We start from the raw sequence: 25,914 nt of genomic DNA, 5'->3' as shown, positions 1-25,914 counted from the left end.
CTTTCACCTTTCAGCCAGTCAACGGGGAAGTTTCATGGGCGATGGGTTTGCAGTGCTGGGCGAGCGCTCCGTGGCCGAGCACACCGAATGGGTACAGCGGCAGATCCGCGCCAGTCCCCAGAATGCCGGCCTGCGCCTTGCCCTGTGCCACTTCCTCGCGCTGCGCGGCGAATGGCAGCGGGCCGAAGACCAGCTCAAGCTCGCGACCAAGCTCGACCCCACGTTCACGCCGGCCAGCGTCACCTGCGCGATGGCATTGCGGGGCGAGCGCGAGCGCAGCGACTTCTGGGCCGGCGGCGGACGCACGCCGGCCATCGTCTCGGGCAATGCCGACTGGGTCGAGCAACTGCTCGGCGCCGCCGTCTTGCCTGCCGAACGTGCCGACGAAGCCGCCGCGCTGCGCGAGGCCGCACGCGACGCGGCGCCGGCGTTGCAAGGCACGCTGACCACCGTCGACCGCTCCGATGCACGGGCCGTGCAGGCGCTCGACGGCGAGCCCGCGGCACACAGCGACTTCGCCTGGCTGTGCGACGGCGACGCGCGCATCGGCGCCGTGCTCGAACTGTTCACGCCCTCGGGCTATGCGTGGCTGCCGCTGCCGGCGGTGCGCCGCATCAAGTTCTCGCGCCCGCAGCACCTGGTCGACCTGCTGTGGGCGCCGGCCGAGATCGAGCTGCACGACGGACGCGGCCTCAACGGCCTCGTACCCGTGCGCTACCCGGGCGCGCTCGACAGCCTCGACGACGAGACCGCGCTGGGCCGCCGTACTGACTGGCAACCGCTCGCGGGCGACGACCAGTTCGCGGGCATCGGCCAGCGCACGCTGATCAGCGAGGCCGGCGATCACTCGCTGCTCGACCTGCGGCGCATCGAGTTCGAAGCCGCAGCGGCGGAAGGCGTGGCCGCATGACACCCGCCGTCACCACCGACATCGACGGCGACGCCCAGGAAAGCGTCGCGCGCGACCGCCTGCAGCCGGTGCTGCTCGACCGCCTCACCGACAAGGCGCCGCAGAACGGCCAGGAGCGCGCGGGCGCCTTCCTCATGAGCGGCAAGCTGCTGCGCGACTCGGTGCTGCGCGACCTGCAGTGGCTGCTCAACACCACCAACTTCGGCGCCGACCACCGCATCAACGGCATGCCGCGCGCCCGCGGCTCGGTGGTGAACTACGGCGTGCGCGGCTGGGCCGGCGGGCGCATGTCGGAGGTGGACTTCGCCGATGTCGAAGCGGCCATCCGCGCGGCCATCATCGACTTCGAGCCGCGCATCATGAAGGACAGCATCGACGTGCGCTGCGTGACCGATGCGACCGACCTGGAGCACCACAACCTGCTCGCGCTGGAGATCCGCGGCACGCTGTGGTCGGTGCCGTACCCCATCGAGTTCATCCTGCGTTCGGAGCTGGACCTTGAAAGCGGGCACATGGTGCTGCGGCCGACAGGAGGGCTGTGATGGACGCCAAGCTCCTCGACTACTACAACCGCGAGCTCACCTACATGCACGAGCTCGGGGCCGAGTTCGCGCAGCGCTACCCCAAGATCGCGGGCCGCCTGGGCATGCGCGGCATCGAGGTCAGCGACCCGTACGTGGAGCGCCTGCTCGAAGGCTTCAGCTTTCTCACGGCGCGCATCCAGCTCAAGATGGACGCGGAGTTTCCGCGCTTCTCGCAGCGCCTCTTGGAAGTGGTGTACCCCAACTTCCTCGCGCCGCTGCCCGCGATGGCCGTGGTGCAGATCGACGGCAACCTCAACGAAGGCTCGCTGAAGGCGGGCTACGAGCTGCCGCGCCACACGCTGTTGCGCGGCCGCATGATCAAGGGCGAGCAGACGGCCTGCGAGTTCCGCACGGGCCATGCCGTCACGCTGTGGCCGATCAAGATCGCCGAGGCGAGCCTCGGCCCGGTGCCGGCCGAGATCGCGCATGCGCTGCCGATGGCGGCGCGCCAGGCGAAGAGCGCGATCACCATCAAGCTCGAAGCCGTGGGCGGCGCGCGCTTTGCCGAGATGCCGCTCGATCGGCTCGAGTTCTTTCTCTCGGGCGCCGAGCTGCACGCGCTGCGCGTGCTCGAACTGGTCGCTCACCACAGCGTGGCCACCGTGTGCCGCGCCGGCCCCGGCAGCACGGCGCGCATCGTGCCGCTGGGCGACGAGGCGATCCGCCACGAGGGCTTCGACCCCGAGCAGTCGCTGCTGCCCTACGACGCGCGCTCGTTCCAGGGCTACCGCCTGCTGCACGAGTACTTCGCCTTTCCCGAGCGCTACCTGTTCTTCAGCGTGAAGCACCTGCGCGCGGCGGCCTCGGCCATCGGCGGCACCACGATGGAGATCGTGATCCTGCTCGACCGCGCCGACGCCGACCTGGAGCGGCTGGTCGATGCCAGGCACTTCTCGCTGTTCTGCACGCCCATCATCAACCTCGTGCCGCGCCGCAGCGACCGCATCCCGGTCGGGCCGGGCCAGCACGAGCATCATGCGGTGATCGACCGCACGCGCCCGCGCGACTTCGAGATATTCACCGTCGAGCGCGTCACGGGCCACATGGCCAACGGCTCCGAAGAGCGCGAGTTCCGGCCCTTCCTCGGCTCGTTCGCCTCCGACGACGGCGACTTCGGCGCCTACTTCTCGCTGCGCCGCGAGCCGCGCCTGGTGTCCGACCGCGCACGCGCGCAGGGCACGCGCACCAGCTACACCGGCAGCGAGGTGTACGTGTCGCTGGTCGATCAGCACGACGCGCCGTTTCCGCACAGCCTGCGCCACATCACCATCGACGCGCTGTGCACCAACCGCGACCTGCCGTTGCTGCTGCCCACCGGGCTCGAATCGGACTTCACGCTGCGCGTGTCGGCGCCGGTGCGCGGCGTGCGCATCCTGCGCGGGCCGTCGCGGCCGTACCCGGCGCTGGCCGAGGGCGCGCTCACCTGGCGCCTCATCAGTCACCTGGGCCTGAACTACCTGAGCCTGACCGACGTCGATGCCACGCAGGGCGCCGCCGCGCTGCGCGAGATGCTCGACCTGTACGGCAACCTCGCCGACCCGGCCGTGCGCCGGCAGATCCAGGGCGTGCGCTCGATGGCGCTGGCGCCCGTGTTCCGCCGCCTGCCCGAGCCGGGGCCGATCGTGTTCGGGCGCGGCGTGGAGATCGCGCTGCAGATCGACGAGGTCGCCTTCTCTGGCACGAGCCCGTACCTGTTCGGCGCCGTGCTGGAGCAGTTCTTCAGCCGGCACGTGTCGCTCAACGCCTTCACCGAGTTCGCGCTGTCCAGCCTGCAGCGCGGCGAAATTGCGCGCTGGACCCCGCGCGTGGGACGCCGCCCCACCGTATGAGCACGACCGGCCTCACCGACGACGCCATGCTGCAGGTGCTGCCGGTAGAGGCCGAGGCGCGCGACGAGGCGGCCGTCGATGCGCGCAGCCCGGCGCACGCGAAGGCGAAGGCCCCGCCGCGCCGCGGCGTGCCCGAGGCCGACCCCGCGCTGTGGGCCCGGCTCGTCGAGCAGCCCTTCGAGCACGACCTGTTCATGCTGCTGCGCCGGCTCGATGCGCAGGGCGACCATCCGCTGCTGGGCCGCGCGCCGCGCCCGCGCGACGAGCCGCTGCGGCTGGGCCAGGAGCCCTCGATGGCCTTCGCGCCGTCGAACGTGTCGGGCGTCGAGGTCGACGAAGACGGCGCGCCGCGCATCTCGATCTACGGCTTTGGTCTCTTCGGCCCCAACGGCCCGCTGCCGCTGCACCTGACCGAGTACGCGCGCGAGCGCAAGCGCCACCATGCCGACAACACCCTGAGCGCGTTCGCCGACCTGTTCCATCACCGGCTGATCCTGCTGTTCTACCGCGCCTGGGCCGACGCGCAGTCGGTCAACAGCCTGGACCGCACCGACGGCCACCGCTTCGTCGACTACGTGGCCAGCCTCATGAACATGGGGCAGCCCGGCCTGAAGGCGCGCGACCGCATCGCCGACCACGCGCGCACCCACATGGCGGGGCACCTGGTGCGCCAGACGCGCAACCCCGAAGGGCTCATCCAGATTCTTCGCCTGTACTTCGACGTGCCCGTGCGCGTGGTCGAGTTCGTGAGCGACTGGGTGCACATCGACGAGCACCAGGTCAGCCGCATCGGCGTGCTCGGGCGCAACCACCGACTGGGCAGCGGCGCGACCATCGGCCTGGCGGTGCGCGATGCGCAGGGCAAGTTCAGGCTCGAACTCGGCCCGCTGTCGCAGCAGCAGTTCCGCGAGTTCCTGCCGGGCAGCCCGCGGCTGCAGCAGGTGGTCGACTGGGTGCGCCAGTACGTCGGCATCGAATTCGCCTGGGAGCTGCGGCTGGTGCTCAAGAAGCCCGAGGCGCGCGGCATGCGGCTGAGCAGCGACCAGCGCCTGGGCTGGGGCAGCTGGCTCGGCACCCGCCTGTCCGACACCGACGCCGGCGACATGGTGTTCCAGCCCGAGGCGCTCTTTTCCCGCAACGCACCGGCTTCTTCATGACCGACATCCGCCGCGTTTCTCTTTTCTCCAAGTTGAATCCGATGCTCTACAAGGCATTGGAGACCGCCACCGCCTTCGCCAAGCTGCGCGGCAATGCCTACGTGGAGCTCGTGCACTGGCTGCACCAGATCCTGCAGCTGCAGGACAGCGATCTGCTGCGCATCATCAAGCGCGCCGGGCTCAACCTCGACGCGGTCGAGCAGGACCTCGTGCGCGCGCTCGACCGGCTGCCGCACGGCGCCACGTCGATCAGCGACATCTCCGAGCATGTTGACCACGCCGTCGAGCGTGCGTGGGTCTATGCCAGCCTGCGCTTCGAAGCGACGTCGATCCGCGGCGCCTACCTGCTCGCGGGCATCGTGAAGACACCGGGCCTGCGCCAGGTGCTCTCGGGCATCTCGCGCGAGTTCGACAAGCTCGTGCCCGACGTGCTGGTCGCGCAGCTTGCCGCGTGGACCGAAGGCTCGCCGGAAGACGACTACGACGCCGCGTCGGAGGCGGGCAGTGGCGCACCGGTGGCGCAGCACCAGGGCGATGCACCCGCCGCCGGCGGCTCGGCCCTGGCCAAGTACGCGAGCGATCTCACGGCCAAGGCGCGCGCGGGCGAGCTCGACCCCGTGTACGGCCGCGACGACGAGATCCGCCAGATCGTCGACATCCTCATGCGCCGGCGCCAGAACAACCCGCTGCTCACCGGCGAGGCCGGCGTCGGCAAGACAGCGGTGGTCGAAGGCCTGGCCTCGCGTCTGGCGGCCGGCGACGTGCCGCCTTCGCTGAAAGACGTGTCGCTGTGGGTGCTCGACCCCACGTTGCTGCAGGCCGGCGCGGGCGTGAAGGGCGAGTTCGAACAGCGCTTGCGGCAGGTGATCGACGAGGTCGAGAAAAGCCCGAAGCCCATCGTGCTGTTCGTCGACGAGGTGCACACGCTGGTCGGCGCGGGCGGCACCGCCGGCACCGGCGACGCGGCCAACCTGCTCAAGCCCGCGCTCGCACGCGGCCGGTTGCGCACCATCGGCGCCACGACATGGTCGGAGTACAAGAAGTACATCGAGAAAGACCCGGCGCTCACGCGGCGCTTCCAGACCATCCAGGTGCACGAGCCGACCGAGCCCAAGGCCGTGGTCATGCTGCGCGGCATCTCGGCCGAGCTGGAGAAGCACCACGGCGTGCTCATCCTCGATGCGGCGCTCGAAGCGGCCGTGAGCCTGTCGCACCGCTACATTCCCGCGCGCCAGCTGCCCGACAAGGCCGTGAGCCTGCTCGACACCGCGTGTGCGCGCGTGGCGCTGAGCCAGCACGCGTTGCCTGCGGCGCTCGAAGATTTGAAGCGGCGCATCGAGGTGCTGGGCATCGAGTCCGGCATCGCGGGACGCGAGGCGGCGATCGGGGTCGGCGAGCACCAGCGCGTGGAAGACATCGCGGCGCAGGTGGCTGCCGCGCAGGCTGAACTCGAACTGCTGGAGCAGCGTCGCGTGGAAGAAGCGGCGCTGGTCGAGCGCATCGTTGCGCTGCGCAAGCTGCTGTCGCCTGCGGCGGTGCCGGTGCAGGCCGAAGACAACAACGAAGAAGAACCGCCCGCCGAGCCCGAGCGAACACCCGAAGCCATCCGCGCCGAACTCGACGAAGCGCAAGACCAGCTCGTGCAGCTGCAGGGCGAGACACCGCTCATCCTCGCGGCGGTGGATGCGCAGGCCGTCGCCACCGTGGTCGCCGACTGGACCGGCATCCCCATCGGCCGCATGGTGCGCGACGACGCGCAGTCGGTGCTGCGCCTGGGCGAGATCTTGTCGGCCCGCGTGGTCGCGCAGCCCGATGCGCTGGAGACCATCTCGCGGCGCATCCGCACCGCGCGTGCGCGGCTGGACAACCCCAACAAGCCCGTCGGCGTGTTCCTGCTGTGCGGCCCTTCGGGCGTGGGCAAGACCGAGACCGCGCTCGCGCTGTCGGAGGCGCTGTACGGCGGCGAGCAGAACCTCGTCACCATCAACATGAGCGAGTTCCAGGAGTCGCACACCGTCTCCACGCTCAAGGGCGCGCCGCCCGGCTATGTGGGTTATGGCGAAGGCGGCGTGCTCACCGAGGCCGTGCGCCGCCGGCCCTACAGCGTGGTGCTGCTCGACGAGATCGAGAAGGCGCACCCCGACGTGCACGAGATCTTCTTCCAGGTCTTCGACAAGGGCTGGATGGAAGACGGCGAAGGCCGGCACATCGACTTCCGCAACACCGTGATCATCATGACGTCAAACGTCGGCACCGACCTCGTCATGCAGCTGTGCGAAGACCCGACCTTGCGCCCCGACCCCGAGCCGCTGGCGGCCGCGCTGCGCGAGCCGCTGCTGAAGGTGTTCGCGCCCGCGCTGCTCGGGCGCCTGGTGGTCGTGCCTTACTACCCGCTGCAGGCCGACGCGCTGCACCGGATCATTCGCCTGCAGCTGGACCGCATCGCGGCGCGCCTGCAGGCCAACCACGGCATTGCATTGGCTTACAACGACAGCGCTGTCGCGCTTGTCGCACGCCGCTGCACGGCCATAGAGTCGGGTGGCCGGATGATCGACGCGATCCTCACGCACACCATCCTGCCCCGGCTGAGCGAGGAAGTCATCGGCGCCACCGTCAGTGCGCGCAAGCTCGCCGGCGTGCAGCTGGGCGCAGCGGGCGACGACTTCCAGTACGAGTTTTCAGAACGCCCCGCGTAGACACCAGGGAGAGCCGCATGGACAGAGTCGTCAAAGCCCACACCCCGCTCGGAGAAGAACAGCTGCTGTTCCGCTCGATGCACGGCAGCGAAGGGCTGTCGCAGCTGTTCGAGTTCGAGGTCGACCTGCTGAGCCCGAACACCTCGGTCGACATGAAGGGCCTGCTCGGCAAGCCGCTCGCGCTGGAGATCCAGACCCTGAGCGGCACGCCGCGCTACCTCAACGGCCAGATCACGCGCTTCACCATGATCGGGCGCGAGGGCGGCTCCTCGCGCTACACCGTGTACCGCGCCTCGGTGCGGCCGTGGCTGTGGTACCTCACGCGCACCAGCGACTGCAAGATCTTCCAGAACAAGTCGGTCGTCGAGATTCTTGAAGACGTGCTGGGCGAGTACGGCTTCGCCTTCGAGAAGAAGCTCAGCGCCTCGTACCGCCAGTGGGAGTACTGCGTGCAGTACCAGGAGACCGACTTCGCCTTCGTGAGCCGCCTCATGGAGCACGAGGGCATCTACTACTACTTCAAGCACGACAAGAACCAGCACACGCTGGTGCTGGCCGACGACATGAGCGCGCACGAGACGCTGCCCGGCTACCCGAAGATCGGCTACCTCGCGAGCGACCGCACCACCGACCCCGGACGCGAAGTGATTGACCAGTGGGAAGTCACCGAAGAGATTCGCCCCGGCACCTACGTGGTCGACGACTTCGACTTCAAGAAGCCCCGGGCCGACCTGCTCAACACGCGCAGCCAGCCGCGCGGCAACGACCACGGCCGCTACGAGATGTACGAGTGGATGGGCGGCTACAGCGATGCGGGGCAGGGCGAGCACTACGCGCGCATCCGCCTCGAGGAAGCGCAGGCCCAGGCCGAGGTCGACACCGGCCACACCAACGTGCGCGGCATGGCGCCCGGCTACCGCTTCACCATGCAGAACGCACCGCGCAACGAGGACAACCGCGAGTACCTCGTCGTCTCGGTGATGTACAGCCTGCGCGAAGGCGGCTACGCCAGCGGCGGCATGCCGGGCGAGTACAGCTTTCATTTCGGCGTGCAGCCCACCTCGTTCCCGTTCCGCGCGCGCCGCATCACGCGCGTGCCGAGCACCCAGGGCCCGCAGACCGCCACCGTGGTCGGGCCGCCCGGCGAAGACATCTGGATCGACAAGTACGGCCGCGTGAAGGTGCAGTTCCGCTGGGACCGCTACGGCCAGCGCAACGAAGACAGCTCGTGCTGGGTGCGCGTGTCCAGCGCGTGGGCCGGCTCCAACTTCGGCGCTGTGAACCATCCGCGCGTGGGGCAGGAGGTGATCGTCGATTTCATCGCGGGCTGTCCCGACCGGCCGATCATCATCGGGCGCGTCTACAACGCGGACCAGATGCCGCCGCTGGAATTGCCGGCCAAGGCGACGGTCAGCGGGTTCATCAGCCGCACGATCAAGGGCGACGGCGAGCTGGCCAATCACTTCATCATCGACGATGACCCGGGGTGCGAGTCGATCAAGATCCATGCGCAGAAGGATCTGACGATCGAGGTGGAGAACAACGAGACGCACACGGTGGAAGGCGAGCGCACCACCTTCATCGACGGGGCCGACAAGTACACGGGCGACACTTCGCTGGACGAGACCATCAACGGCCCGCACACCCTGACGGTGAACAAGGGCGGGCCGCAGAAGATCACCGTCAACGGGGGTGACCAGTTCATCAAGGTGGACGGCGGCAACCAGCAGGTCGATGTCATCGGCAACCAGACCATCCACGTGACCGGCAAGCGGCACGACACGGTGGACACCGGCGAAGACCGGTTCATCAAACCCCACCTGAATGAAACGGTCACCGGGACGAAGGACCTCACGGTCACCGAAACGCACACCGAGACCGTGGGCCGCAAGATTCTCAAGACCACCAAAGGTCGGTGGGAGGTGGACGTCGCCATGTTCGCGACCCTGAAGACGGGCGGCTTCTACAAGGCGAACATCAAGGGCAACTACACCGTGGAGACCGAAGGCGGGGACATCACCTTCAGGGCGCCGGGGAAGAACTGGCTGGTCGAAGCTGAAAAGATCACCCACAGCTCCAACCAGAACGAGGTGAAGTACAAGAAGGGTGTGACCACGGACGCGGGCGAGTACGTCAGGACGCACGCGAAGAACGAGATCGTTTCCACCTCCGACGGAAAGGTCGAGTCGCAGGCGCCGGTCATCCATACCTATGCCGATGGCCATTTCATCATGCGTACGCCGTTCAGCATGACGTTCGCGGCCGCCGCCACCAACGTCGGTGTCCTGGCGCTGGACTTCAAGGTGCTTCGCGGTTCGAACGTGGCATTGAACCAGTCGAATGATGCCGTCGCCGCCAAGTCCAACGCGCTTTACACCAAGCTGGCCGGTCTGATTTCCTTTTTCTGAGGCCCCTCGAGATCGCCATGAAACTGACCAGCCTCGGCCTGCTCCTCGTTGCGCTGGCCTTGTTCTTCACGTTCCGTGCGCCCTCTTCGGCGTTCGAGGGCACGTGGCTGACCGTGCTGTTCGGCATGTCGGGCGCCTTCCTGCTGTGTGGCGGCGGCGAGTTGCTGCGAAACCTCGCGATGCGCCTCAGGAAGAGGCGCCTGCGCGCCCGCGCCACGGGCCAGGTGGACAGCATCGAACTGGGGCGAGGGTTGTTCAATGGCCGGGTCCTTGTTTCGCTGGTGGTGTCCTTCGCCGGTGAGGACGGTCTCGTGCGCCGGGTGAAGACCTCGGTGCCGGTGCCGCTCACCAACCTCTCACGCTATGAGAAGGGTCGATCGCTGACCGTGCTTTACGACGCCGGCCATCTGGACCGCGGCGTTCTTGTCGAGCCGATCTGAACGAGTCGCCCGTGAAAACAGTCAAACCTTTTCGACTCGCCGTACTGACGCGGCCCTACCGCTGGCAGCGGCGCGACCACCTGGGCGTCACGGTGATGGCCATGAGCACCCTTGGCGATGACGCGCGCGTGGTGCTGGAGCAGGAGCTGTGGAAAAGCACGGCGCAGGAAGTGGGGGCCGGCGCCGTGCTCGACCTCGCCGTGCCCAAGCTGACGCCAGAGGTGCTGGTCAGCGGCTACGCCTACACGAACCACCAGGAAGACAAGTCCAGTTGCGCCGTGAAGCTGCAGGTCGCCGAGCTGCAGAAGTCCCTGACGGTCTTTGGCGACCGGTATTGGCTCGGCGGACGGCCGACGCCGCCGCAGGCCTTCGAGAAGATTCGCATGGATTGGCAACACGCCTACGGCGGGCCTTCCGTGGCGGACAACCCGGTGGGCATGGGCTCGGTCGAAGAGATGGTCAACGGCGTGCACACGAAGCGGCTTGCGCACATCGAAGCGCCGGGTACGCGACCGGTCTCGCCGAAGCAGGCCGTCGCGCCGGTGGGCTTCGGCGCGATCCCGCCAGACTGGCCGCAGCGTATGTCACTGATGGGCACCCAATATGGCAAGGAGTGGCTGGAGAACGACTTCCCTGGCTTTGCGAAGGACATTGACTGGCGCTGTTTCAATGCAGCACCCGCCGACCAGCGCTGGGAAGGCCGGCAGGAGGTGCCTCCCGGCGCGAGCTACGAACTCTGGAACATGCACCCGGAGCACCCGGTCCTTCGGGGGAACCTTCCGCGCTGGCGGGCGCGCAGCTTCGTGCGGCATACCCCCAGCGGCGGCGACCTGCGCGAAGTGCCGATGCGGCTGACCACGGCCTGGTTCTTCCCGCATCTGGAGCGGGTCGCGCTTCTCTGGCACGGCGTGTTTCCGATCATCGAGGACGATGCCGCCGACATCGAGTTGATCATGGCCGCACTGGAGCGTTCGGAAGACGCGCCGCGGCCGATGGCGCACTACGAATCCGTGCTGAGGCTCCGGCTCGATCCGGAGCGCGGGGCGATCCACGCGCTGCGCGACAGCGACCTGATGCCCAAGGAACTCCTGAGCGACTGGGGCACCGTCCTTCCGGACGTGATGGGCGAGCCGCTGCCCCGCAACATGCGCGCAGGCCAGCTTCGTGACCACGAGCAGCGCCGCGAGCAACTGCGTGCCCAGGGGCTGGACCCCGATCACTACCTGCCGCCGTTGGCCCCGCTGGCCACACTGCCCGACATCGACGACCTGCCCGAATTTCTCGGCAGGCTGGACACGCAGGCGCGCGAAGCGAAGGCACAGATGGAGGCGATCGCCAAGGACCACCTGCCCGAGCAGGCCCGCCCTTTCCCCGAAGCGCAAGCCGACGACGATGGAGAAGGCGAACCGCTGCGGCCCGGGCCCGCACCCGCCGACGGGGTGTCCGCGCTCACGCAGCAGGCGCACCTGCACGGGGCGCATCTGTCGCGGCCGGCGTCGCCTGCGCCATCGTTCCGCTCCGCGAAGTGGCGTCGCCGGCTCGCAGCCGCGGACCCGGCGCAGCGCGACTTCTCACGCCTGAACCTGGCCGGGGTCGACCTGTCCGGGATGGACCTGCGAGGTGCCCGTTTCGTGGGCGCTTCGCTCGAAGACGCGAACCTCCAGGGCGCGCAACTGGACGGCTGCGATTTCTCGCAGGCCGTGCTGGCACGGGCCCAGCTGAGCCACGCATCGATGGCACGCGCCCATCTGTTCCAGGCCAACCTGGGGGGCGCGCGGTGCGAGCACACGGTCTTCGACGGTGCCGCGCTGCACGAAACCAATTGCAGCAAGACGCACTTCGATCACTGCCAGATGGTGGGGGCTTCCTTCGAGCTGACGCAGTTCCACGAGGCGGCGTTGCGCCACTGCAATTTCGCAAAGTCGCACTGGCGGCAGGTGGCCTTGATACGACTGGCGCTCGAGGAACTTCGCTTCGACGAGGCATCCTTCAATCAGATGACATGGATCGAATGCCGGCTGCAAGGCGTCTCCTTCGTCGGTGCGCATCTGCTGCGCTGCGGCTTCGTCACGACCGATTGCTCGGCCGCCGTCGATTTTTCGCAGACGAAGATGGAAGGCAGCAGTTTTGCGCATGGCAGCACGCTGGCACATGCCAGGTTCCGGTCCGCCCATTTCAAGGAGTGCGGGCTCAGAACCACGCCGATGGCGCATGCGGACCTGAGCGACGCATGGATCGAGAACAGCGATCTCTCCGAATGTGACCTGAGCCACGCCACGCTGGACCGCATGGTCGGGGGCGACAGCCTGTTCATTCGCGCCATCTTCGCCGGCGCGTCCTTGCGCGAGGCCAATCTGATTGATGCGAATCTGGCCAAGGCCGACCTGCGCGGGGCCGACCTGGCGCGCGCCAACCTGTTTCGGGCCGATGTCTCGCAGACGCGGGTCGACGCGCTCACGCGCACGGAAGGCGCCTATACGCAACATGCCAAGGTCTGGCCGGCGCGGCGGCCGGAGGCATCTGCCGAATGACGCGGGATGAACTGCTCGACAACATCCGGCATGGCGTTCCTGTCAGCAAGGCGGATTGCCGGGGTTGGGACATGAGCGGGCTCGATCTTTCCGGCGCGCTGATCGACCAGGTCGATTTCACCGGTGCGCGCTTGACGGGCGCGAACCTGGCAGGTGGCTCGCTGAGCCATTGCAAGCTGAGCGACGCCGACTTGTCGCGCAGCACGCTCAGCGACACCAGGTTCTTGCGGTGCCAGCTGGCCCGGGCGCAGCTGGATGAGGCCCGGTGCGAAGGCACCACCTTCGCGGAGTCGCAACTGCCGCAGGCCAGCTTCGAACAGGCCGTCCTTGAGCGAACCACGTTCTTCCGGTGCGAGCTGGATCAAAGCCGGCTGCGGTCCGAGCAGTTCAGGTATGCGACGTTTGCGGAATGCCGTCTGGCGGGCACCGATTTCTCGGGTGCCGCATTGAATTCGATCACTTTCCATCGTCTCGATCTGGCGAGCGCCTCTTTCGCCGGCGCGCGCTTCGACACCGTGCTCTTCATCGAATGCGACATGACGAACCAGCGCTTCCCTGCACAGCGGTTCGAGCGCTGCGTGTTCACCGACAGCCAGCTGGACAACGTGGATTTCAGCCATGCGATCCTGACGCAGTGCATCTTCAAGGGCGCCTCTCTGCGCAATGCCAGCTTCGTGGCCGCGGACGCGCCCAATGTGCTGTTTCCTGCGGCCGACCTGCGCCATGCGAAGCTGCAGGGCGGACGCTTCGATCGTTCCATCTGGGTCGAGGCCAGGCTCGAAGGCGCGGACCTCAGTGACGCGCATATCCACGAAAGCGTTTTCCATCGGGCTCGATGCACGGGAGCCAGCTTCCGCAATGCCAGCTTGCAGGATGCGGACTTCTCCTACGCCGAACTCACCGATGCCGACCTCCGGGGTGCGCACTTCCTTCGCACGCGGGTGCATCGCACGGCGCAGGACGGGGCCCGTTTTTCGAGGCGAGGTGGCATCATCGAAAGCGATCCGGAATTGCACAAGGCACAGACGTGGTCCAAGGTTCCTTGAGTGACAACGACGAGCCCGCGTTGCATCGCAGGTCTCTCAGCAGATAAAGGAGATACATCATGAATGTCGTTCCATTGCGTACGGTCGTTGAAGACTCGGGGCCGGTCCAGCGCCTGGGCCGGCTGATGTCGGCCGATGCCGACGGGCTGCTCCACGTGGAAGCCGAAGATGGCGCCCTCTGGTCGTGCCGCCGTGCGGCGAGTTGTCTGCTCAAGCCACAACCGGGCGACACGGTCCTGATGTCGGGACCGGACAGCCGCCGGGTCTATCTGATCGCCGTGATCGAACAGGCCGACGCTTCACAAAGCCGCATCGAGGTGCCCGGTGATTTGCATCTGTCGGCGCCCGCGGGCGAGGTGTCCATCGACAGCGCGACGGACATTCGTCTGCGAAGTGCTGCCGGGCTCGAGATGAAGGCGACCCAATGGTCTCTCGACGCAGGCCAGGCGCAATGCCACGTGGCCGACATGCGCTACACCGGCCAGACGCTCGACGCCACGGTCGGCCGGCTGCGCCTGGTCGGCAAGCTGTTCGAGTCGGTGGCCGATCGCATGGTCCAGATGGCACGCAGCGCCTTGCGTCTGGTCGACGAGGTCGACCAGGTGCGCGCCGGACACCTCGACGTGCGCGCGCAGGAGACGGCAGTCATCCATGGCAAGCACGTGCTGCTGACCGGCAAGGAGTTGATGAAGGTCGACGCCGGACAGATTCACATGGGCTGAACCGAAGCCCGAAATCACGCAACCTCAAGGAGAAAAACTCATGTGTCTGGCCACGCATCAATGGATGGGCGGTTCGCTGGCGTTCCCGGATGTCTGCCGAACGCCGGTGCCGTTCCCGTTTCTCAACGTCGGGCTCCGGCCCATGTCCCTGCCCGTGTGCTGGAACATCCTCCTGATGGGCGGGCCGATGCACAACATGGCCACCATGACGCCGTTCACGCTGGGTGATCAACCGGGGACCCTGGGCGGCATGATCTCGCAGGTGTTCATGCAGGTGCAGCGGCACATCACGGGCTCCTTCACCTTCCTGCTCAGGGGGACGCCGGCGACGCGCATGACCAGCCTCACGACCCAGAATCGCATGAACATCCTGGGCTTCGAGTGCATCCCCGGCCTGCACTTCAAGTTCTTCAACTTCAAATTCTGAAGCGCTTCGGCCGCGGCCTGACGGAGGGTCAGGCCGCCGTCCCCGCCAGCGTCACCTGCTGCGGCGACCCCACCCACACCGCCAGCGCCGAGTAGTTGTCGCGCGACTTGTCGGCCTTGGCCTCGGCCGCGCGGCGCAGCAGGGCGAGCCACTCTTCCGCGCTGTCGGCCAGCTGCAGCGATCGTTCCATCACCTGCTGCGAGATGAGCTGCCAGAGCCCGTCGGTGCACAGCAGGAAGGCATCGCCATCGGCCAGCCGCTGCGGTGTCGACACCGAGGTCTCCGCCGTCGCACGCGCGCCGAGCGCGCGGTACAGCAGGTTGCTCTTCACCAGGCGCTCGCCACCATTCGCGCCCTGGCCCGCGGCGGCTTCGCCCGAGCGTTCCGACAGGCTGTGGTCCTCGGTGCGCTGCATCAGCGCGCCGCGGCGGAACCAGTAGAGGCGGCTGTCGCCGACGTGGGCCCAGCAGGCTTCGCCGGTGGCGCGATCGACGAACAGCGAGACGATGGTCGCGCTCATGCGGCTCTGGTCGGCCAGCTCGCGCTGCTTGGCGAGCACGGCGTCGTTGGCCTCCTTCACCGCATGGCGGATGTCGTCGGCCGCGACGGACGGGTGGTCGACAAAAGTGTTGAGCGCGGTGTCGACCACGATGCGCGAGGCCAGCTCGCCGCCCGCGTGGCCGCCGACGCCGTCGCTCACGACGAAGCAGGCGTTGCGTTCGTCCAGGTGATAACCGATGGCATCCTGGTTGCCGCTGCGCTCGCCCACGCACGAGAACTGCGAGGTCGAGATGGGCACCGCGAAGGCGTGGGTGGCTTCAAGCACGGCGCGCCTCCTTCAAGCGTTCCATCTCGCGGTCGTAGGCCTGCTGGAAGGCACGGCCGAAGACGGCCTGGAAGTCGTCCTCGACGGCGGCGGTGGTGTGGGCGTGCAGCTGCTTCAGCTGGCGCCACAGCCGCGCTTCGCGGCCGCCGGGTAGAAACTTCTCGCCGAGCCCGCCGTCGTGCGGCGTGGCCTTGTCGAGACCGCCCGGATCGAAGCGATGCAAGAGCGTGAGCAGCGCGGCGCGCATGCCGGCCACCATGCCGAGCTGATGCGACTGCAGGTCGCCCAGCGCATCGTGCACGGCGGCCTCGGGCGTGAGAAAGCCGGGCATGCGCGCGCCGAACATCTGCATCAGCACGGCGCGGCCGTTGGGCAAGATCTTGAAGGGGTTGTTCTCTTCGTCCACGATCATGGTGATCTCGGCGCGCACCTCGCGCTTGAGCATCGCGCGCGACGACAGCAGCTCGATGGTGCCGTCGGTGAAGGCGCGCATCAGCCGGCCGAGGTGGCGCATCGCCTCGGCATCGAGCGGCTGCTGGCCCGCGATCTCGGGCACGCCGGCGCCTTCGAGGAACGCCTTGAACAGGTCGTCGCCGGAAGAGGGGGCGGGTGGTGAAGTCGGCGCTGGCGCAGCGACTGCCGCGATTGGCAAGGCAGGCGGTGCTTCTTCTTCAAGCACGGCGGGCTGCACCACCGTGGCTGAAATTTCGGGCGCTGCGACAACAACGGGCTCCTCTTCAACAGGCGCAATCTCTTCCACAGGCTCCGGCACGGCGACTGATGGCGCAACCGCCACCGGCTGCGGCGGATTGAACTGCGACGTCATCTCGCGCGCATGGTTCGCGAGGCTGTGGCCCGACGACGCGGCCGGCGGCCGTGCGATCAGGTCCATGGCCGGGTGCACGTCGTCGAGCGGGTTGTCCTGCGTCAGCGCCGTGGGGCGCGGGTCGGACAGCGGCGAGGGCGCATCGCGGTCTTCGGCGAAGAAGGAGAGCGGGTCCATGCTGCGCTTGAGCGCGAGGTCCGACAGGCCTTGCGTCGCCTGCGGATCCAGTTCGGCGAGCGGATCGACGGGGTTGCGCTGCGCCTGCGAGGGCAGGGCGAAGGGCTCGTGCGCCAGCGGGTCGGGCATCGGTACCGCCGCATCGTCGGCACGGCGCGGTGCGTTCGCGAGGATGGCGTCCCAGTCGGCGGCCGAGGGCATCTGCGCGGAGACCTGCGTGGTCGTGGAAGGCGCTGCAGCAGTGGCAGAGAACGGTGGAGGTGGCGGCGGTGCAGGCAAGGGCGCAGGGGCCGGCGCATTCACCGGCGCCGGCGCGAAGGTCGGCATCGCGACCGTCGTCTCGGGCGGTGCATCGCCCAGGGGCAGCGCGCCTTCGCCGAACAGGTCCGCGAAGACATCGGAGGCCGGCGCTGCAGTGGGCAGCAGCGCGCTGATCGACGGGGCCGACGCGAGGTTCGATGCCACAGGCGGGGCAGACACCAACTGCGACAGCGACGGCTCGGTGATCGGTGCGGCCGGTGGCTCCGTGAGCGGCTCGGTGATGGGCGCCTCGGCGATCGCCGGCGGTGGTGCCTGGCTTGCACTCGCGGCTTCGAGCACGTAGCTGCCGATGGTCACGCGGTCGCCGAGCGCGACGCGCGATTCTTCTTCGTGGCGCAGCGTGCGTCCGTTCACGCTGATCGGCAGCACCGCGCTCATGTTGCGCACCACGGCGGCGCCGTCGTCGTCGAAGCGCACGGTGGCCTGCAGGCGCGAGATCTGCCGGTGTTCGTCGGGCAGCACGAGGTGGTTGTCGGGGCTGCGGCCGATGGTGCCGCCCGGGGCGGCGAGCAGCGCCGAAGGCCCCGAGGCCACGGGCATGCCGCCGTGTTCAATCACTGTCCAGCGCATGGCATCTCCATGTTCGTCGCGGTGGGCGCGAGCGTGCCCGGGCGCGGCCGTGGCCGGCCGCGTGTCATCCGCGCTTCATCTTCTTCGCGGCCTCGAACGCGGGGCCCCACACGGGGTGGGTGCGTTCCGCGACATTCAGGTCGAAGCTTGGGAACACATCGAGGAGCTTGCGGAATTGCGTGCGGCATTCCGCGATCTGGTTGTTCACGCAGTAGCTGAAGGCTTCGAGCTTCAGCGCGGCGAGTCGCGTCGCGGGCTCGGCCCCGTCGAACACCGACACGCCGCCGCTCTTCAACGTGGAGATGGCCTTGGCGTAGTCGCCCGCATCGTAGGCCTGCTGCGCGCGTTCGAGCGTGGTGCGTGCCACTTGCTGGCTCAGGCGTTCGGGTTGCTGTGAGGCATCCGGGGTGCTCTGGCAGCCGCTCAACAGCGCAAGCATGAAGGCAAAAGACAGAACAGGCAGGCAAGACTTCAATCTTTTCTCCTACTTCGCGAGAGGCAATGCGTGAGAGAGGGCGTGCTGTTGCATCACGATGCAACAGCACGCAATGCACACCGTGCGCGTGCATGGTTTCGATAATATAGATCGCGAAGCTTTCAGGGAGATCTCATGCATCGACGGACCTTGATTCAAGGCGCATTGGCCACATCGCCGTTGCTCGCAGGCCTCGCTGGTTGCGCATCGACAGCGAAGTCGATGCCCACGCCGTATGCCATCACCGTGCGCATCGACGACGGCGTGAATCCCGATGGTCGCGGCCAGGCCGCACCGATTCTCGTGAAGGTCTTCGAACTGAAATCTTCCGGCAACTTTGAAACGGCAGACTACTTCGCGCTGCAGGACCGCGATCGCGAGACGCTCATGACCGAGCTCGTGAACGCGGACCAGGCCATCTTGCGCAGCGGCGAGGAACGCGTGTTCAAGCGCGAGGCCGGCCTCGACTCGCGCGCCATCGGTGTCATCGCCGGCTATCGCAAGCTGGAGGCGGCGCGGTGGCGCATCGTGTTGCCGTTGAAGGAGCCGAAACAAACGAATCTTTACAAGGTGTGGCAGTTTTCTCCGAGCGAGCAGAGCGTGCGCATCGCGGTGCGCAAGAGCGGCCTCGAACTGCTACCAAGTCGTTAAGTTTCAGCACGCGCTAATACGAAAGTGCGGCGCATTCGCCTCTGAAAAGGCATGCAAAACGCAAGAGGCGCCGTGTAGCATCAGACGCGAAAGAAGATCGAGCGGGGAGCCGCTGTACAGCGCATTTCCCGCCTCCGTGTGAGCACTCCAGGAGGTTCTTTGGTGACAGTTCGCAACGCGGGCGCAGCCGTTCAGGGCGCCCAATCTCAGGCATTGGCGAATCGCGTGGTGTGGTCCGAAGGCATGTACCTGCGGCCCCAGCACTTCCAGCAGATGGAGCGCTATGTCGAGCAGTACGTCACTCGCCGCACCGCGGGCATGCAGGGTGCCTACTGGGGATGGCTGCACCTGGACATCGACCGCGATGCCTTCGCGCTCGGGCGCGTGTCGCTGCTCGGCGGCGCGGGCGTGCTGCCCGACGGCACGCCGTTCTCGTTCGGCCTCGAAGACGCACCGATGCCCTTCGACGTGCCCACCGACCTCACCGACGAACTCATCGTGCTCGCACTGCCGCTGCGCCGGCCCGGCAGCGAAGAAGTGATCTTCTCGGAAGACGAAGGCTCGGCCGCGCGCTTCGGCGTGGTCGAACGCGAAGTGGCCGACGGCAACGCGGTGGCGCTCGGCCCCGCGGTGCTGCAGCTGGCGAAGCCGCGCCTGCGGCTGGCGCGCGCGTCGTCGCTCACGGCCGAGTGGCAGGCCATCGGCGCGGTGCGCGTGATCGAGCGGCGCACCGACCACAAGCTGGTGGTCGATGCCAACTACATCCCGCCGGTGCTCGATGCCTCGGCGCACCCGATGCTGCGCAGCATGACGGCCGAGCTGCACGGCCTGCTCACGCAGCGCTCCGAGGCGCTGGCCTCGCGGCTGTCGCAGCCGGGGCGCGGCGGCGTGAGCGAGGTCTCCGACTTCCTGCTGCTGGAGCTGGTCAACCGCTACCTCGCACTCACCTGGCATGCGCAGCAGGCGGTGCAGGTGCATCCCGAGACGCTGTTCGTCGACTGGCTCAAGCTGGCCTGCGACCTGGCCACGCACACCTCGCCCACGCGCCGTCCGGTGGTGTGGCCGGTGTACGACCACGACAACCTCAACGAGAGCATCCGCCCGTTGATGGAAGAGCTGCGGCGTTCGCTGTCGGCGGTGCTCGAGCAGAGCGCCATCGCCATCGAACTCGAAGAGCGCAGCCACGGCGTGCGCGTGGGCCGCATGCCCGACCCGGTGCTGGTGCGCAACGCGGCCTTCGTGCTCGCGGTGCATGCCGACCTGCCGGCCGATGCCGTGCAGCAGCGCTTCCCGACGCAGGTCAAGATCGGCTCGGTCGAGCGCATCCGCGACCTCGTGCAGCTGCAGCTGCCCGGCGTGGTCGTGCGCTCGCTGCCGGTGGCGCCGCGCCAGATCCCGTACCACGCGGGCTACCACTACTTCGAACTCGACAAGGGCGGCGACATGTGGCGCCAGCTCGAGAAATCGGGCGGCGTCGCCATGCACCTGGCCGGCGACTTTCCGGGGCTCGCCATGGAGTTCTGGGCCATCCGTCCGTGAGGGACCCTATGAACGGTGCCAATGACATGGCCGTCGGCCCGGGTGGCTTCGTGCCGCCCAATCCGGGCGGCGGCGCGACCACGCACAGCGGCCCGGGGCCGCAACCTCAGCAGCAACCCCAGCCCGATGCCTTCACCGCGTGGCATGACGCGCGGCGCCCGCATGCGGGCGACACGGCGCTGGCGGGCAACAACCCGCTGGTGGCGGCGGCCAACCCGCTGCTCGACCTGATCCCGCAGATCCGCGCCACCGGCCACCACCCGTCGCCCGCGCAACTGCGCGAGCACCTGGTCGACGAGGTGCGGCGTTTCGAGACGCGCGCGCAGCAGGCCGGCATCGCGCCCGAAGTGATCATCGGCGCGCGCTACTGCCTGTGCACGGCGGTCGACGAGGCCGCGGCGCTCACGCCGTGGGGCGGCAGCATCTGGTCGTCGCAGAGCCTGCTCGTGATGTTCCACAACGAGACCTGGGGCGGCGAGAAGTTCTTCCAGCTGCTGTCGCGCCTGGTGCAGAACCCGCAGCAGCACCTGCACCTCATCGAGCTCATCTACTTCTGCCTGGCGATGGGCTTCGAGGGGCGCTTTCGCGTCATCGACAACGGCCGCTCGCAGCTGGAGACGCTCAAGCAGCGGCTGCTGCAGATCATCCGGCAGGCGCGCGGCGAAATCGCGGCGCCGCTGTCGCCGCACTGGCAGGACGCGAGCGCGCCCGTGCGACGCACGCGCCACTGGCTGCCGGTGTGGGCCGTGGGCGCGGTGGCGGCGGTGCTGCTGGTGCTGGTGTTCGCGGTGCTCACCTTCAACCTCGCGGGCCATTCCGACGGTGCCTTCTCGGCCGTGAACGCGGTGCGCCTGCCGCAGACGCAGCGCGCGGTGGCGGTGCCCGCGGCGCAACCGCGCCTGCAGCGCTTTCTCGAGCCCGAGATCCGCGACGGCCTGCTCACGGTGCGCGACGAGGCCGACCGCAGCGTGGTGGTGCTGCGCGGCGACGGCCTGTTCGCCTCGGGCTCCGACCGCGTGCTCGACCGCTACGCGCCGGTGCTCGCGCGCGTGGCCGACGCGCTCAACGCGGTGGAAGGCAACGTGCTGGTCAGCGGCTTCAGCGACGACCAGCCGATCCGCAGCGTGCGCTTCCCGTCCAACTGGCAGCTCTCGCAGGCGCGCGCCGATGCGGTGAAGGCCATGATCGCCACGCGCCTGAGCCGGCCCGAGCGGCTGCGCGCCGAAGGCCGCGGCGATGCCGATCCGCTGGTGCCCAACGACTCGGCGGCCAACCGCGCGCGCAACCGGCGTGTCGAGGTGACGCTGCTGGTGGCGCCGGTGGCGGGCGTGCCCGTGCCGGGGTCTGCGCCGCAACCCCGGCAGCAACCACCACAAGGAGGAACCCGCTGATGCTGCGCGCGCTCTTCCGTTTTCTCGTCAGCCGCGACCTCTGGGTCTTCTTCGGGCTGGTCGCGCTCGCGTTCCTGATCTGGGTCATCGGCCCGGTGATCGCCGTGGGCCGCTACCGCCCGCTCGAAGGCGAGTTCGTGCGCATCGTGGTCATCGCGCTGATGTTCGGCGTGTGGCTGGTGCGCGTGGCCTACCGCAAGTGGCGCGAGCGCCGCCTGAACGCGCAGCTGCTGCACCAGCTGCGCACGCCGTCGCCCAAGGCGAAGGAGGCCAAGCCCGAAGAGGCGCCCGAGATCAAGGAGCTGCACAGCGGCTTTGCCGACGCCACCGCGGTGCTGAAGAACATGCGCTTCGGCCCGGGCCCCGGCGGCAAGGCGGCGGGGCGCTTCGCGCTGTTCGACCGGCAGTACCTCTACCAGCTGCCCTGGTACATCTTCATCGGCGCGCCGGGCTCGGGCAAGACCACGGCGCTGGTCAACTCCGACCTCGACTTTCCGCTCGCCGACCAGCTCGGCAAGGCCGCGGTGCGCGGCATCGGCGGCACGCGCAACTGCGACTGGTGGTTCACCAACGAGGCCGTGCTCATCGACACGGCCGGGCGCTACACCACGCACGAGAGCCACCGCGAGACCGACGAGGGCGAGTGGAAGGGCTTCATCGAGCTGCTCAAGAAGTTCCGGCCGCGCCAACCGATCAACGGCGCGATCCTCACCATCAGCATCGCCGACCTGCCGCTGGCCGACGACGCGCAGCGCGCGCGCCATGCGATGGCGCTGCGCAAGCGGCTGCTCGAGCTGCGCAACGACCTGGGCATCAACTTTCCGGTGTACGTGCTGGTCACCAAGACCGACCTGCTGGCCGGCTTCAACGAGTACTTCGGCTCGCTGGGCCGCGCCGAGCGCCAGCAGGTGTGGGGCTTCACCTTCCCGATCGAGGGCAACCCCGCCGACCCGGCCAAGGCCGACCTGCGCGAGCGCTTCCACCAGGAGTACAAGCTGCTGCACCAGCGCCTGGACGAGCGCCTGCCCGAGCTGATGGCCACCGAGCCCGACCCGATGCGACGCGCGCAGGCCTACCTGCTGCCGCAGCAGTTCGCGAGCTTCGAGGACATCCTGGGCACCTTCCTGGCCGACGTGTTCAACCCGTCGAAGTTCGAGGTGGCGCCGCTGCTGCGCGGCGTGTACTTCACCAGCGGCACGCAGGAGGGCACGGCCTTCGACCGCGTGATGGGCGCCATCAAGCGCTACCTGCAGGTGAACGCGCCGCCCGCGCCGCCGCCGGGCCCGGGCAAGAGCTACTTCCTGAAAGAGCTGCTGCAGCAGGTGATCTTCCGCGACGCGGGCGTGGCCGGCACCAACCTGCGCTGGTACCGCCGACGCCGCGCCATCGACCTGGCGGGCTACGCGCTGGTCGGCGTGCTCGCGGTGGTGCTGCTGGGCGCATGGGCCAACAGCTGGCGCCACAACAAGGCCTACGTGGCCGAGGTGGACGGCAACGCCAAGGCCTTCAACAAGGCCGCCGCGCGCGGCGAGCTGCCGACGGTGGTCGATTCGAGCGGCGACATCGCGAGCTCGCTGCTCATCCTCGACCGCCTGCGCGACCTGCCCAAATCGGCCGAGTTCGACATCGGCGATCCGCCCGTGGGCTACCGCTTCGGCCTCTACCAGGGCGAGAAGCTGCAGGCCGCCACCGACGGCGTGTACCAGCGCGCATTGGAAACCGTGCTGCTGCCGCAGGCCGCGCAGCGCGTGGAGCAGTCGCTGCGCGAGGCCGCGAAGCTCGATGCCGAATACAGCTACGAGGCGCTCAAGGCCTACCTCATGCTGTACGACCCCGAGCGCTACGACGCCGACTTTTTGCAGGCCTGGCTGCTGACCGACGTCGACCGCAAGATCGGCGCCTCGCTCACGCGCGAGCAGCGCACGAACCTCGAAGCGCACCTGAAGACGCTGTTTGCCGACCGCGTCGTGAGCTCGCCCTTCACCAAGGACGACAAGCTCATCGCGCAGACGCGCGAGCGCCTGGCCGGCGTGCCGCTGGCGCAGCGCTCGTACGCGCGGCTGCGCCGCATCCTCCTGCAGACCAGCGCGCCCAATGCCTTCACCATCGCCGAGGCGGGCGGCGCGGAGTCGGCGCTGGTGATCCGGCGCGCCAGCGGCAAGCCGCTGACCGACGGCATTCCCACGCTGTTCACCTACCGCGGCTACTGGGACATCTTCGACAAGCGCATGGCCGAGACCACGCTGGCGCTGGAGCAGGAAGACCGCTGGGTGCTGCAGATCCGCGCGCCGGGCATCGCCGACATCACCTCGCGCGAGCTGCTGCTGCGCGAGGTGCGGCGCCTGTACCTCAGCGACTACATCCGCACCTGGGACGAGTACCTGGCCGACATCCGGCTGGCCGAGAGCAAGTCGCTGCTGCAGAGCATCCAGATGACGCGCGTGCTGTCGACCGGCGAGTCGCCGATGTCGCGCCTCATCCGCGGCGCGGCGCGCGAGACCGACCTGCTGCGCAACCACGACGAGGCCACGCGCAGCCTGCTCGACCAGGCGCAGAACCGCGTGACCAGCACGCGCGAGCGCATCGAGCAGCTCATCGGCCAGCCCGACGGCAGCCAGCGCCGCAACACCGCGCCCGACCGGCCCGAGTCGCTGGTCGACAACCACTTCGCGCCGCTGCGGCGCATGGTGACCGCGCCCAAGGCCGGCGGCCAGACGCCGCTGGACCAGACGGCCGCGCTCATCAACGAGCTGTACACCTTCCTCACCGCCACCGACACCGCGCTGCGCAGCGGCAACATCCCGCCGCCGGGCGACGCCGTGACCAAGCTGCAGGCCGAAGCGGGGCGTTTGCCGGTGCCGTTCCAGGGCATGCTGAACGATCTTTCTGCCACCGCGTCGTCCAAGGCTGCGGCGGTGACGCGGCAGAACATCGGCCAGAACGCGGCGGCGACCATCGGGCAGTTCTGCAGCCAGGCGATCGCGGGGCGCTACCCGTTCGCGCGCGGCTCCAACCGCGACGTGGCGGCGGGCGACTTCGCGCAGCTGTTCGCGCCCGGCGGGATGATGGACGACTTCTTCCAGAAGAACCTCGCCTCGCAGGTCGACACCTCGGTCAACCCGTGGACCTTCAAGCGCGGTGTGGACGGCAGCGCGTCGGGGCGCTCGGCCTACCTCGATGCGTTCCAGAAGGCGCAGGCGATCCGCGACGTGTTCTTCACGGGCATGGCGGGCGGGCGCACGCCCTCGTTCACGCTCGACATCCGGCCCGAGGACATGGACGCCACGCTCACGCAGTTCACGCTGGACATCGACGGCCAGACGGTGCGCTACGCCCACGGCCCGCAGGCGCCCAGCAGCATCAAGTGGCCCGGTCCGCGCAACAGCAACCAGGTGCGGCTGCAGGTCACGGTGGCCAACGGCACGCCGGCCGGCGGCATCGTGACCGAAGGGCCGTGGGCGCTGCACCGGCTGTTCGACAAGGCCTCGATCTCGTCGGGGCGCACGCTCGAGTCGTTCAACGCGACCTTCGACCTGCAGGGCAAGAAGGTGGTGCTCGCGGTGACGGCCAACAGCGTCTACAACCCGCTGCGGCTGTCGCAGATGAACAGCTTCTCCTGCCCCGGGAAATCCTAGGATGACGCCTCCCCCGCACGCCTGGTCGCCGCTTGACGAGCAGATCGGCTGGTACGGCAAGCTGCCGTCGGCCGGCGACTTTCTCTACCGCCGCATGCCGCGCGAACTGCAGGCCTGGTGGGACCGCTGGATGCAGAACGGCCTGGGCAGCTTCAAGCGCTGGCCCGACGCCATGACGCGCCACTACGCGGTGGCCCCGGTCTGGAACTTCGCCATCCCCGCCACGCACGGCGTGAACGCGGTGCAGCTGGGCTGCATCGCGCCCAGCTGCGACCGCGTGGGCCGTTACTACCCGGCCTGCGTGGCGCTGCAGGTGGACGCGGCGCGCTACCACTCCGCGCTGCTCGAAGGTTCGGCCGCCTGGTACTGGCAGTGCGGCAGCGCGCTGCTGCAGGCCATTCGCCACGGCGTGGCGCCCGACCTCTTCGACGGCCAGGTGCTGGCCGCGGGTCGCACGGGCTTTCGCACCGCCAGCGGCGGCTCGGACGACATCCTCTCGATCCTCGGCGCGGCCGCCGGCCCTGCCAACGGTGCGCGCGGCGCGAGCGCGCAGCAGCGCCTGGGCTGGCCCGAACTGCCGCTGTGCTTCGACCCCTTCGGCGGCACCAGCTACTGGTGGACCAACCAGGCCGACGGCTCGCCGCTGCGCACCGCGGCGCACGGCGGCGGGCTCAACACGCCGCTGTTTTCCCAGTTGTTTTCGCAAGGCCACGTGCCGTGGGCATGACGCGCCCGACCCACCCGCAGGAAGAA

The 25,914-nt window shown here is 68.5% G+C and carries 19 protein-coding genes; 16 read left to right on the top strand and 3 right to left on the bottom strand.

All coding sequences use genetic code 11. The features are described from left to right. The first annotated feature begins 34 nt into the window (after positions 1 to 34). The 11 genes from AC57B8_RS20260 to AC57B8_RS20210 are packed head-to-tail and all read left to right on the top strand — an operon-like array spanning position 35 to position 14,750. Positions 35 to 910 (top strand): type VI secretion system accessory protein TagJ, encoded by an 876-nt coding sequence (locus AC57B8_RS20260; RefSeq protein WP_496480597.1) that lies wholly within the window; start codon positions 35 to 37, stop codon positions 908 to 910. After that, positions 907 to 1,452 (top strand): type VI secretion system baseplate subunit TssE, encoded by a 546-nt coding sequence (gene tssE, locus AC57B8_RS20255; protein ID WP_062473960.1) that lies wholly within the window; start codon positions 907 to 909, stop codon positions 1,450 to 1,452. The genes AC57B8_RS20260 and tssE overlap by 4 nt, the downstream gene beginning before the upstream one ends. After that, positions 1,452 to 3,323, top strand: coding sequence for a type VI secretion system baseplate subunit TssF (tssF, locus tag AC57B8_RS20250; RefSeq protein WP_159273457.1), 1,872 nt, complete (start codon positions 1,452 to 1,454; stop codon positions 3,321 to 3,323). The genes tssE and tssF overlap by 1 nt, the downstream gene beginning before the upstream one ends. Continuing rightward, positions 3,320 to 4,480 (top strand): type VI secretion system baseplate subunit TssG, encoded by a 1,161-nt coding sequence (gene tssG / locus AC57B8_RS20245; protein WP_496480596.1) that lies wholly within the window; start codon positions 3,320 to 3,322, stop codon positions 4,478 to 4,480. Before tssF ends, tssG begins: the two co-directional genes overlap by 4 nt. Further along, positions 4,477 to 7,176 (top strand): type VI secretion system ATPase TssH, encoded by a 2,700-nt coding sequence (gene tssH / locus AC57B8_RS20240; protein WP_496480595.1) that lies wholly within the window; start codon positions 4,477 to 4,479, stop codon positions 7,174 to 7,176. The genes tssG and tssH overlap by 4 nt, the downstream gene beginning before the upstream one ends. Positions 7,177 to 7,193: 17 nt before the next feature. After that, positions 7,194 to 9,584 carry a type VI secretion system Vgr family protein gene (locus AC57B8_RS20235; protein WP_496480594.1) on the top strand — a complete coding sequence of 797 codons (2,391 nt, stop codon included), beginning with the start codon at positions 7,194 to 7,196 and terminating at the stop codon, positions 9,582 to 9,584. A 17-nt stretch (positions 9,585 to 9,601) separates the two neighbouring features. After that, positions 9,602 to 10,024, top strand: coding sequence for a hypothetical protein (locus AC57B8_RS20230; protein WP_492731393.1), 423 nt, complete (start codon positions 9,602 to 9,604; stop codon positions 10,022 to 10,024). Between the two features lie 11 nt (positions 10,025 to 10,035). Beyond that, the gene (locus AC57B8_RS20225; protein ID WP_496480593.1) at positions 10,036 to 12,555 is read left to right on the top strand and encodes a DUF2169 family type VI secretion system accessory protein; all 2,520 of its coding nucleotides are present in this window, start codon (positions 10,036 to 10,038) and stop codon (positions 12,553 to 12,555) included. Beyond that, positions 12,552 to 13,601 (top strand): pentapeptide repeat-containing protein, encoded by a 1,050-nt coding sequence (locus AC57B8_RS20220; RefSeq protein ID WP_496480592.1) that lies wholly within the window; start codon positions 12,552 to 12,554, stop codon positions 13,599 to 13,601. The genes AC57B8_RS20225 and AC57B8_RS20220 overlap by 4 nt, the downstream gene beginning before the upstream one ends. A gap of 59 nt (positions 13,602 to 13,660) precedes the next feature. Next, the gene (locus AC57B8_RS20215) at positions 13,661 to 14,323 is read left to right on the top strand and encodes a DUF3540 domain-containing protein (protein WP_496480591.1); all 663 of its coding nucleotides are present in this window, start codon (positions 13,661 to 13,663) and stop codon (positions 14,321 to 14,323) included. A 40-nt stretch (positions 14,324 to 14,363) separates the two neighbouring features. Further along, positions 14,364 to 14,750 carry a DUF4150 domain-containing protein gene (locus AC57B8_RS20210; protein WP_454899598.1) on the top strand — a complete coding sequence of 129 codons (387 nt, stop codon included), beginning with the start codon at positions 14,364 to 14,366 and terminating at the stop codon, positions 14,748 to 14,750. Positions 14,751 to 14,778: 28 nt separating this feature from the next. On the opposite strand, the gene AC57B8_RS20205 is transcribed toward AC57B8_RS20210, so the two are convergent. The 3 genes from AC57B8_RS20205 to AC57B8_RS20195 form a co-directional block, all read right to left on the bottom strand. Further along, positions 14,779 to 15,576: a PP2C family protein-serine/threonine phosphatase gene (locus tag AC57B8_RS20205; protein ID WP_095949836.1), complete on the bottom strand. Its 798-nt coding sequence runs from the start codon at positions 15,574 to 15,576 to the stop codon at positions 14,779 to 14,781. Next, entirely contained in the window at positions 15,569 to 17,470 is a 1,902-nt protein-coding gene (gene tagH / locus AC57B8_RS20200) for a type VI secretion system-associated FHA domain protein TagH (RefSeq protein WP_496480590.1), read from the bottom strand. The genes AC57B8_RS20205 and tagH overlap by 8 nt, the downstream gene beginning before the upstream one ends. A 64-nt stretch (positions 17,471 to 17,534) precedes the next feature. Next, positions 17,535 to 17,909, bottom strand: a complete 375-nt coding sequence (locus AC57B8_RS20195; protein WP_223301458.1) for a TssQ family T6SS-associated lipoprotein — start codon at positions 17,907 to 17,909, stop codon at positions 17,535 to 17,537. A 171-nt stretch (positions 17,910 to 18,080) separates the two neighbouring features. Here AC57B8_RS20195 and tssJ point away from each other — a divergent pair, with 171 nt between their 5' ends. The 5 genes from tssJ to tagF all read left to right on the top strand — a co-directional run bounded on the left by tssJ (position 18,081) and on the right by tagF (position 25,888). After that, positions 18,081 to 18,596 (top strand): type VI secretion system lipoprotein TssJ, encoded by a 516-nt coding sequence (gene tssJ / locus AC57B8_RS20190; RefSeq protein WP_062473939.1) that lies wholly within the window; start codon positions 18,081 to 18,083, stop codon positions 18,594 to 18,596. A 243-nt stretch (positions 18,597 to 18,839) separates the two neighbouring features. Then, complete coding sequence (gene tssK, locus AC57B8_RS20185; RefSeq protein WP_235926916.1) at positions 18,840 to 20,135, top strand: type VI secretion system baseplate subunit TssK; 1,296 nt, start codon at positions 18,840 to 18,842, stop codon at positions 20,133 to 20,135. Positions 20,136 to 20,143: 8 nt separating this feature from the next. Further along, entirely contained in the window at positions 20,144 to 21,526 is a 1,383-nt protein-coding gene (locus AC57B8_RS20180) for a DotU family type VI secretion system protein (protein ID WP_369645871.1), read from the top strand. Next, the gene (tssM, locus tag AC57B8_RS20175; protein ID WP_496480589.1) at positions 21,526 to 25,161 is read left to right on the top strand and encodes a type VI secretion system membrane subunit TssM; all 3,636 of its coding nucleotides are present in this window, start codon (positions 21,526 to 21,528) and stop codon (positions 25,159 to 25,161) included. The genes AC57B8_RS20180 and tssM overlap by 1 nt, the downstream gene beginning before the upstream one ends. 1 nt (position 25,162) lies before the next feature. Beyond that, complete coding sequence (gene tagF / locus AC57B8_RS20170; RefSeq protein WP_496480588.1) at positions 25,163 to 25,888, top strand: type VI secretion system-associated protein TagF; 726 nt, start codon at positions 25,163 to 25,165, stop codon at positions 25,886 to 25,888. Positions 25,889 to 25,914 lie beyond the last annotated feature (26 nt).

This window comes from Variovorax sp. BGA-UO-ETr-C22, assembly GCF_059567965.1.
Note: the sequence above shows the minus strand (reverse complement) of the source record. Positions and strands in the feature narration are given on the sequence as shown.

Coding starts and splice junctions, on each gene's coding strand:
- AC57B8_RS20260 (WP_496480597.1), top strand. CDS start 35: ATGGGCGATGGGTTTGCAGTGCTGGGCGAGCGCTCCGTGGCCGAGCAC.
- tssE (WP_062473960.1), top strand. CDS start 907: ATGACACCCGCCGTCACCACCGACATCGACGGCGACGCCCAGGAAAGC.
- tssF (WP_159273457.1), top strand. CDS start 1,452: ATGGACGCCAAGCTCCTCGACTACTACAACCGCGAGCTCACCTACATG.
- tssG (WP_496480596.1), top strand. CDS start 3,320: ATGAGCACGACCGGCCTCACCGACGACGCCATGCTGCAGGTGCTGCCG.
- tssH (WP_496480595.1), top strand. CDS start 4,477: ATGACCGACATCCGCCGCGTTTCTCTTTTCTCCAAGTTGAATCCGATG.
- AC57B8_RS20235 (WP_496480594.1), top strand. CDS start 7,194: ATGGACAGAGTCGTCAAAGCCCACACCCCGCTCGGAGAAGAACAGCTG.
- AC57B8_RS20230 (WP_492731393.1), top strand. CDS start 9,602: ATGAAACTGACCAGCCTCGGCCTGCTCCTCGTTGCGCTGGCCTTGTTC.
- AC57B8_RS20220 (WP_496480592.1), top strand. CDS start 12,552: ATGACGCGGGATGAACTGCTCGACAACATCCGGCATGGCGTTCCTGTC.
- AC57B8_RS20215 (WP_496480591.1), top strand. CDS start 13,661: ATGAATGTCGTTCCATTGCGTACGGTCGTTGAAGACTCGGGGCCGGTC.
- AC57B8_RS20210 (WP_454899598.1), top strand. CDS start 14,364: ATGTGTCTGGCCACGCATCAATGGATGGGCGGTTCGCTGGCGTTCCCG.
- tagH (WP_496480590.1), bottom strand. CDS start 17,470: ATGCGCTGGACAGTGATTGAACACGGCGGCATGCCCGTGGCCTCGGGG.
- AC57B8_RS20195 (WP_223301458.1), bottom strand. CDS start 17,909: ATGCTTGCGCTGTTGAGCGGCTGCCAGAGCACCCCGGATGCCTCACAG.
- tssJ (WP_062473939.1), top strand. CDS start 18,081: ATGCATCGACGGACCTTGATTCAAGGCGCATTGGCCACATCGCCGTTG.
- tssK (WP_235926916.1), top strand. CDS start 18,840: ATGTACCTGCGGCCCCAGCACTTCCAGCAGATGGAGCGCTATGTCGAG.
- AC57B8_RS20180 (WP_369645871.1), top strand. CDS start 20,144: ATGAACGGTGCCAATGACATGGCCGTCGGCCCGGGTGGCTTCGTGCCG.
- tssM (WP_496480589.1), top strand. CDS start 21,526: ATGCTGCGCGCGCTCTTCCGTTTTCTCGTCAGCCGCGACCTCTGGGTC.
- tagF (WP_496480588.1), top strand. CDS start 25,163: ATGACGCCTCCCCCGCACGCCTGGTCGCCGCTTGACGAGCAGATCGGC.